The sequence below is a fragment of the Staphylococcus sp. HMSC067F07 genome (assembly GCF_001837405.1).
Lineage (GTDB): Bacteria > Bacillota > Bacilli > Staphylococcales > Staphylococcaceae > Staphylococcus > Staphylococcus capitis.
On the sequence record NZ_KV832216.1, the window covers coordinates 1 to 8,062 of the forward strand.

An 8,062-nucleotide genomic window follows, 5' to 3' on the forward strand; every position below is an offset into this window, starting at 1 on the left:
TCTTGTTCACATCACGACCACAGTCATCAGTGGTTGTATTGTTGCGTTATTTACGCATTGGCTACGTAATCGCAACGATAAATAGGCGACTATAGTCACACCTAAAAAAATCCCCTCACTACGGCAATAGTGAGGGGATTGGTGTATTCATGCTAGAATTCTTGTTAATCATATTATAACACTGGTTAGTAGAGGAATGCAAAATTATATAATGTGGAGGAGAAAATGTTAGAAGCTATACTTATCAGTATTACTTTCAGCGTAATCTCTATAATAATTACATATTTAAGTGTGTTATATATATGTAAAGAACTAAAGAATGTTTCTATATATAAACAGGGATTTAATCAGTTAGAATGGAAAATACTATTTTTTAATCTTTTTGGATCAATAGTATTTTATCTATGTTTAATATTAACGATTTTTAGTTTTATATTATGTGTGCCAGTAACAATTGCTTTCATTATTGAAGGAGAATCAATGAGTAATATAACTTATAATAAATACTATATATTAATAGTGTTTATGCTCATCGTTGAAATTCTCAGTATAATAGGAGTATGTTGGTTGAAAATAAAGCTACATGCTGTTTTTATGAAAAACACTTTAAGTTACAATATGAGGCTTTTAAACTTTAATGTAGAGATCTTAACTATAATAACACTATTATTAACAGCAATTAATGGAATGGTACATTCAAAAAATTTGTCTCAATATATCGTTATTTTTACATTTACTGCCGCATTTGCTGCAATTGAGAAATTATTGTATAATCAAAAATTTTAAAAAATGAATATTTTGGGTACACCCTAATCATACAAGTAAAGTTATTGAATTTATAGTAACTTAAACGTATGATTAGGGTATATATTAATTATGGAGTGAAAATGAATGATTATAGGTTATGCAAGAGTATCTTCGATAGATCAGAATTTAGAGAGACAGCTAGATAATTTGAAAACATTTGGCGTAGAGAAAATATTTACAGAGAAACAATCGGGAAAGTCAGTAGAAAATAGACCCGTATTTCAAGAAGCACTTAACTTTGTGAGAATGGGGGATCGGTTTGTAGTAGAATCAATTGATCGTTTAGGTCGTAATTATGATGAGGTGATTAACACAGTTAATTATTTAAAAGATAAAGAAGTCCAATTGATGATTACTAGTTTACCTATGATGAATGAAGTCATTGGCAATCCTTTATTAGATAAGTTTATGAAAGACTTAATCATCCAAATATTAGCAATGGTTTCAGAACAAGAACGAAATGAAAGTAAACGTAGACAAGCACAAGGTATTCAAGTTGCGAAAGAAAAAGGTGTATATAAAGGGCGTCCGTTACTTTATTCATCTAATGCAAAAGATCCTCAAAAACGTATTATTTATCATAGAGTTGTAGAAATGTTGAAGGAAGGCACAGCTATCAGTAAGATTGCGAAAGAAGTGAATATAACAAGGCAGACGATTTACAGAATTAAACACGATAATGATTTGGTTTAATAAACTTTGTTTCAAAGCAAATGAAAGCTTCTCACAGCGTTCCAAAACGAATGATAATAATCTATTATAGTATTTTAATAATAAAACAAAAAAGAGAGCAAATAAGCTCTCTTTTATAAAAATTCGATTGAGACCTTTATTGACAAGGCTTAAAGCCTTAATTCAAAAATCGAGTTATTTCTATATAGTATCAAGACAAGAAGAAACTCGTTTCAAAAACCCTTCTGATTTTTAGAGAAAAACTCTCTTATTTCATCGTCTTTAATAAAATAATATGCCATCTTTCCATCTTTATAAAAATCAAGCACCTCATTTTTATATAAAAGTCTTAAATGATGTGAAGTTGAAGCAATACTCATTTTCAATATCAAAGAAATATCACAAACACACAACTCATCTTCTTTAATCAAAGATAATATGATTTTCAATTTTTTCTCATCACAAATTTTTTCTAAAATTTTAAGTAATTTCTTAGATTTATCATCTTCTAAAAAACTTAAAGCATTGTTAACTTTATCTTCATGTACACAGATCACATCACAAGCATTTTCATAACTCATATAAAATCACACCTAAATTAAAATATAAATCCTAAAATTGTTTGAATAGTGTCATTTTCAATAATAATAAATAAACCTAAAGCTATATAAATAACAGCCATAATCCAACGACTAAATTTCTCAACAATTTCTCCAACTCCTGGAATATTAGCTAATTTTTGTGCAGTAAATACCAAGAAGAAAATTAAAATTAAAAAGACAAACAGAGTAATTAATAAATTAGTAACACTTAATGTCACAAAATACGGAACAAATAAACCAATATTATCAGCACCACAACTTGCTATCGTAACAATTGCAACCGTACCAACTAATTTAGACAATCCTTTTTCATTCAATTCTTTTTTAGCTCTCTTTTCTCCTTCACAATCATCATAAATAGCTACTTTAATTCCTAAATAAATCGGTATTAACCCTAATAATCCTAATATCCATTTTTCAGGAACATAATTTAAGACAAAGGCAAAGAATAAACTTACGACAATCAATGCCACAGATCCTACATATTGACCAATATAAATATCTCGATATTCTTTCCTAGTCTTTGCTCTAGCAAAAAATATTAATAAAATCACTAATAAATCTACTGCTGTCGCAATATAAAGAATAGCAGCAGTTACAATAGTCTGAATCATAATTACACCTCATTCAAAAATATTTTTGAATGTATTATAACTTATGTTTTCAAATAATCATAGATGCTTTATTCCAATTGCTTTATTGACAACGAGCCTCTGAACCCTTAACAAACCCAAAACTTGTCGAATGGTCGGCTTAATAGCTCACGCTATGCCGACATTCGTCTTCAAGTTTAGTTAAGGGTTCTTCTCATTGATCAATAAATTTTCTCGGCATAAATGCGTGCTATTAAAATTAAAGCTGTACTTAACAAAGAAATAAGCGTATACTTAATCTAACGTAATAAAGCTCGTGAATTTAATTGTAGTGTATTTTTTTTAGAATATCCTCTTTTTTATAAATGAAGTTGTTACAAATATTATGTGCAAAAGCACTCGGAGGTATTCTATATGAATAACGGTACAGTAAAATGGTTTAATTCAGAAAAAGGTTTTGGTTTTATCGAAAGAGAAAATGGCAACGATGTTTTCGTTCACTTCTCTGGCATTGCTGGTGAAGGTTATAAATCTTTAGAAGATGGTCAAAACGTAGATTTCGACATTGTTGACGGTCAACGTGGCGAACAAGCAACTAATGTTGTTGTAATCTAAATATAAAAAACCCAGTCAATGTGTACTGCACCCCTAAAGTTGAACCCAAAAAATTCAACTTTAGGGGTGTTTATTTATGAATAAAAAATACAATTTAGACTTTAAACTTCAAATAATAGAAGAATATAAAGTAGGACCACTTGGTTATAATTCATTATCTAAAAGGTTCTGTTGCAAAGTGAAAAATAATGTAATATAAATACAAATAAATGCAAAAACAATCAATTTATAATTAAATAGTATAGATAAATCTAATGTGACCTAATAATTTTTTATCATTCTTTGCTTTTTAATAATATTTCCTTTATCTAATACCTTTCAAACATAATGAAGTTTTAAAAGTCGTCTTTGTATTTAGACAGCTTTTTTACGACGTATACATTAAGAAGTTTTTCTTATTTTAAAAGTCAGATTGATGATTCATTTACATGACTTTATTTTTGAATATTTTTAAGTGTTGCATTGATAACTTTAAATTAGACATATTTTCATAGCTTTCTGATATCAAAAAGATTATCGTATCAGTATAATGAGCCCTTATAATTTATTAATAGTAATGAAAATATGAAATAAAAGAATGTTTAGTATCGTCAATAAGTATTTTTATTCATGTTTGAAATGGGGTTATAATGTAGACACAAACAAATTACATGTATTTCATTGAATATGTATAAAACTAGTAGATATAGACATGTAATGTAAAACTTGAAAGGAAATGAATGTAAATGACTAATAAAAATTATAATGCAGCTAACATAGTTATTGATACTCTAAAAAATAATGGTGTGGAATATATATTTGGTATTCCAGGTGCAAAAATTGACTATTTATTTAACGCACTTGAAGACGATGGACCTGAACTTATTGTTACGCGTCACGAGCAAAACGCAGCAATGATGGCCCAAGGTATAGGACGACTAACTGGTAAACCAGGTGTCGCACTTGTAACGAGTGGTCCAGGTGTCAGTAACTTAACGACCGGACTATTAACAGCAACATCTGAAGGAGATCCCGTATTAGCTTTAGGAGGACAAGTGAAACGTAACGATTTATTGCGTTTGACACACCAAAGTATTGATAATGCAGCTTTATTAAAATCATCAACTAAATATAGTGAAGAAGTGCAAGATCCTGAGTCCTTATCAGAAGTGTTGACTAACGCAATGAGAACAGCAACATCAGGCAAAAATGGAGCGAGTTTTGTTAGTATTCCCCAAGATGTGGTTTCATCACCAGTTGAATCAAAAGCAATAGCGCGTACTCAAAGACCTGATCTAGGTGTTCCTAGTGAACAAGGTATTGATGATGTGATAGATTTAATAAAAGATGCATCATTCCCAGTATTACTTGTGGGTATGAGAAGCTCAAGTTCTGATGAAACAAATGCTATTCGTAAATTAGTTAGAAAAACTAATTTACCAGTTGTAGAAACATTCCAAGGCGCAGGTGTCATTAGTCGTGAATTAGAAAGTCATTTCTTTGGCCGTGTCGGATTGTTCCGTAACCAAGTGGGTGATGAATTACTACGTAAAAGCGATTTAGTTGTCACAATAGGTTATGATCCAATTGAATACGAAGCAAGTAATTGGAATAAAGAATTAGATACAAAAGTGATCAACATTGATGAAGTTCAAGCTGAAATTACAAATCATATGCAACCAATTAAAGAGTTAATAGGTAATATTGCTGGAACAATTGAAATGATTTCTGACAAAGTAACTGATCCTTTCATTAATCAACAGCATTTAGATGAACTAGAAGAGCTGAGAGCATACATTACTGAACAAACAGGTATTAAAGCGACACATGAAGATGGTGTATTACATCCAGTTGAAATCATTGATTCCATGCAAAATGTGTTAACCGATGACACTACAGTTACAGTAGACGTAGGTAGTCATTATATTTGGTTAGCTCGTAAATTCAGAAGTTATAACCCAAGACATTTACTATTTAGTAATGGTATGCAAACATTAGGCGTTGCATTGCCATGGGCGATTTCAGCAGCACTCGTACGACCAAATACACAAGTTGTCTCAGTGGCTGGTGATGGAGGTTTCTTATTCTCATCACAAGACTTAGAAACAGCAGTTCGTAAAAATTTAAATATCATTCAATTAATTTGGAATGATGGTAAGTATAATATGGTGGAATTCCAAGAAGAAATGAAATATGAACGTTCAGCAGGTGTCGATTTTGGTTCAGTCGATTTTGTAAAATATGCGGAGTCATTTGGAGCAAAAGGATTGCGTGTTACAAATCAAAAAGAATTAGAAGATGCAATTAAAAAAGGGTATGAAATTGAAGGTCCTGTAGTAATTGATATACCTGTAAATTATAAAGATAATGTAAAACTTTCAACTAATATGTTGCCTGATGCATTTAATTAATATTCAAATAGTAATTAAGGAGTGGGAATTTTTATGACTAACGTCTTATATCAACATGGTACTTTAGGGACATTGATGGCAGGATTATTAAAAGGAACTGCATCAATTAGCGAAATATTAGAACACGGAGATTTAGGTATCGCGACTTTAACTGGTTCTAATGGAGAAGTGATATTTGTAGATGGAAAAGCTTATCACGCTAATGAATATAAAGAATTTGTTGAATTAAAAGGTGATGAATTAACACCTTATGCAACAGTAACAAAATTTACGGCAGATACAACATACCAAACTAAAGATAAATCATCTGAAGACGTTTTTGAAGAAATTAAAAAAAACATGTTGAGTGAAAATTTATTTTCAGCAGTTAAAATTTCTGGAAAGTTCAAAAATATGCATGTGCGTATGATGCCTGGACAAGAGCCACCATATACACGATTAATTGATTCTGCACGTAGACAACCTGAACAAACTGAAACTTATGTTAAAGGTACTGTTGTTGGTTTCTTCACACCAGAACTATTCCATGGCATTGGGTCTTCTGGATTCCATATACACTTTGCTAATGATGAACGTAACTTTGGTGGACATGTACTGGACTTTGAAGTTGAAGATGTTAGAGTTGAAATTCAGAACTTCGAAACATTCGAACAACATTTCCCAATCAATGATGAAACCTTTACCAATACAGACATTGATTATAAAGACATTGCGGAGGAAATTAGAGAAGCAGAATAGTATCTTAAAAATTAAAAGAGGAGTATAAAATGTTATGTTAGTGCATTCATTTGATCCATTTCATAATTTGTTGTTATCTTCAATTGTTGCTGCTATACCAATCATTCTTTTCTTACTGTGTTTAACAGTATTTAAAATGAAGGGTGTTTATGCTGCATTAACAACTTTGATTATAACAATATTAGTAGCATTATTAGTTTTTAAATTACCATTAAGAATTGCTGGAGGAGCTACATTTGAAGGCTTCTATCAAGGAATTATTCCTATCGGTTTTATAGTTATTATGGCCGTATGGTTGTATAAAATTTCTACCGAAAGTGGTCAATTTGATATTGTCAAAGATAGTATAGCGAGTATTTCACAAGATCAACGGATTCAATTATTATTGATTGGTTTTGTATTTAATGCGTTTTTAGAAGGTGCAGCCGGATTTGGTGTACCAATTGCTATATGCGCTGTATTACTTACGCAACTTGGATTTAAACCTTTAGAAGCAGCTATGTATTGTTTAGTGGGTAATGCCGCCGCTGGGGCTTACGGTGCAGTAGGAATTCCAGTAGCTATTGTTGATACGTTAAATTTATCAGGTGATGTTTCTGCTACAGAGGTAGCACTCATTGGTAATTTAACGTTAGGATTTATTAGCTTCTTTGTGCCTTTCTTATTAATATTTATGATTGATGGGCTCAAAGGTATTAAAGAGACGTTACCATCGATTTTAGTTGTTTCTGTAACTTATACGCTTTTACAAGTCATTATGACATCATTTGCAGGTCCTGAACTTGCAGATATAATACCTGGATTAGCAGCTATGGTTGCACTTGCATTATTCTCTAGTAAGTTTCAACCCCAAAATATATTTAGATTACAAAAAGATGAAGAACCTAAACATGTAACTAAACATTCATTCCAAAAAATTGTTTATGCATGGAGCCCTTTTATCATTTTGACTGTTATTGTACTTATATGGAGTTCGTCATTCTTTAAAGGATTATTTGAAAAGAATGGGTTATTAAACGCGTTTGTAGTTAAATTTAATGTACCTGGTACGATGAATGATGTAACCCACACACCAAACGTACTCACTTTTAATTTTATTGCACAAACCGGTACAGCCATATTAATTACAGCCATTTTGACAATTATTATTGCAAATAACATGAATTTTAAAATTGCTGGGAAACTATTAGGATTAACAGTGAAAGAACTATGGATTTCTGTATTAACAATATGTTTTATCCTAGCTGTATCTAAAGTAACGACTTATGGCGGATTAAGTAGTGCTATGGGCCAAGGTATTGCTAAAGCTGGATCTATATTTCCACTATTATCACCAGTTTTAGGTTGGATAGGTGTATTTATGACTGGATCAGTTGTAAATAACAATGCATTGTTTGCTCCAATACAAGCCTCTGTTGCTGGACAAATTGGTGCTAAAGGGTCCTTACTTGTGGCAGCTAACGTTGCTGGTGGTGTTACGGCTAAAATTGTATCACCTCAATCTATAGCTATAGCTACTGCTGCAGTTAATGAAGTAGGAAATGAATCACAATTAATGAAAATGACAATGCGTTTTAGTATAGGATTATTAGTATTTGTATGCATCTGGACATTTCTACTTAGCTTATTAATAAGCTAAGTAGAA

At 31.1% G+C, this 8,062-nt stretch carries 9 protein-coding genes; 7 read left to right on the plus strand and 2 right to left on the minus strand.

Going from position 1 to position 8,062, the window contains the following annotated elements; all coding sequences use genetic code 11:
• The 3 genes from HMPREF2706_RS11995 to HMPREF2706_RS01655 all read left to right on the plus strand — a co-directional run.
• On the plus strand, window positions 1-85 hold an 85-nt coding region (locus HMPREF2706_RS11995), incomplete at its 5' end, for a type I toxin-antitoxin system Fst family toxin (protein ID WP_141738041.1).
• Window positions 86-225: 140 nt separating this feature from the next.
• On the plus strand, window positions 226-786 hold the full coding sequence (locus tag HMPREF2706_RS01650; protein WP_049426984.1) for a hypothetical protein: 561 nt from the start codon (window positions 226-228) through the stop codon (window positions 784-786).
• Window positions 787-891: 105 nt separating this feature from the next.
• A complete protein-coding gene (locus tag HMPREF2706_RS01655) occupies window positions 892-1,500 on the plus strand; it encodes a recombinase family protein (RefSeq protein WP_070862155.1) in 609 nt (202 codons plus the stop codon).
• Between the two features lie 212 nt (window positions 1,501-1,712).
• On the opposite strand, the gene HMPREF2706_RS01660 is transcribed toward HMPREF2706_RS01655, so the two are convergent.
• Together HMPREF2706_RS01660 and HMPREF2706_RS01665 are read right to left on the minus strand one after the other, a co-directional pair.
• Complete coding sequence (locus HMPREF2706_RS01660) at window positions 1,713-2,060, minus strand: ArsR/SmtB family transcription factor (RefSeq protein WP_049426979.1); 348 nt, start codon at window positions 2,058-2,060, stop codon at window positions 1,713-1,715.
• Window positions 2,061-2,077: 17 nt separating this feature from the next.
• Window positions 2,078-2,695, minus strand: coding sequence for a CadD family cadmium resistance transporter (locus HMPREF2706_RS01665; protein ID WP_002440820.1), 618 nt, complete (start codon window positions 2,693-2,695; stop codon window positions 2,078-2,080).
• Between the two features lie 393 nt (window positions 2,696-3,088).
• Between HMPREF2706_RS01665 and HMPREF2706_RS01670 the strand changes: the two genes are divergently transcribed.
• The 4 genes from HMPREF2706_RS01670 (at window position 3,089) to HMPREF2706_RS01685 (ending at window position 8,056) form a co-directional block, all read left to right on the plus strand.
• On the plus strand, window positions 3,089-3,289 hold the full coding sequence (locus tag HMPREF2706_RS01670) for a cold-shock protein (RefSeq protein WP_049426977.1): 201 nt from the start codon (window positions 3,089-3,091) through the stop codon (window positions 3,287-3,289).
• A 725-nt stretch (window positions 3,290-4,014) separates the two neighbouring features.
• A complete protein-coding gene (alsS, locus tag HMPREF2706_RS01675; RefSeq protein WP_049426976.1) occupies window positions 4,015-5,679 on the plus strand; it encodes an acetolactate synthase AlsS in 1,665 nt (554 codons plus the stop codon).
• 33 nt (window positions 5,680-5,712) lie between these two features.
• Window positions 5,713-6,417 (plus strand): acetolactate decarboxylase, encoded by a 705-nt coding sequence (budA, locus tag HMPREF2706_RS01680; RefSeq protein WP_049426974.1) that lies wholly within the window; start codon window positions 5,713-5,715, stop codon window positions 6,415-6,417.
• A 34-nt stretch (window positions 6,418-6,451) separates the two neighbouring features.
• Window positions 6,452-8,056 carry an L-lactate permease gene (locus HMPREF2706_RS01685; RefSeq protein ID WP_019236163.1) on the plus strand — a complete coding sequence of 535 codons (1,605 nt, stop codon included), beginning with the start codon at window positions 6,452-6,454 and terminating at the stop codon, window positions 8,054-8,056.
• The last annotated feature ends 6 nt before the right edge of the window (window positions 8,057-8,062 follow it).